1 protein-coding gene is annotated in these 574 nt (G+C 62.7%); it reads right to left on the bottom strand.

Annotation, left to right across the window (positions count from 1 at the left end):
- Positions 1-222: 222 nt before the first annotated feature.
- The coding region (locus ACXJ7R_RS35930) for an SOS response-associated peptidase family protein (protein WP_457155917.1) at positions 223-574 on the bottom strand (352 nt) is incomplete at its 5' end.

Genomic DNA, 574 nt, shown 5'->3' with positions numbered 1-574 from the left:
GTGTATATTGAGGAGGGTTCGGGTTTCGCCGTAGTGACGAAGGAACGAACAAGAAGCTCAAACCCTCCTCGAAAATTCATCGGCCAAGGTCCCGATCGAAGCGGCGGCCTTGGCAGCGTTGCTCGGCCTTGAGGTCCACTCCGTCGTCGGCCTCGCGCCTCGCCCCTGCCGGCCCAGGGGGCGCTGGGGGCCACGGTGGTATGCGGAATTTGTCCACACCGCCTAGAACAGTGAGCCCTGAGCCGGAGCCTGCGGTGCCTGCTGCGGAAACTTGATCTGCGTGGCCGGCTTCTTGACAATCACCAGGGCATCGTCCGGGGCCGTGCGCTGCAGCCGCTTCGCTTCCGACCAAGGCGCTGTCAGCCACGTCTCGGTTTCCTCCTGCGTCCTCAGGATCACCGGCATGGCTTTTTCGTGGATGGGCTTGATGAGGGCGTTCGGCGCGGTCGTCATGAAACCGTAAAGCTCGAAGTCGCCGGGACCGTCCTTGACCTTGCGTACCCCATGCCATGGCGTCCAGAGGCCAGCGAAGAAGAACAGCGGGCGGTCCTCATTGAGCGCGAACCAATAGTTC

It is taken from the genome of Mesorhizobium sp. P5_C1, assembly GCF_054049815.1.
The sequence above is the reverse complement of the archived record's forward strand: the minus strand, read 5'-3'. Positions and strand labels throughout refer to the sequence as shown.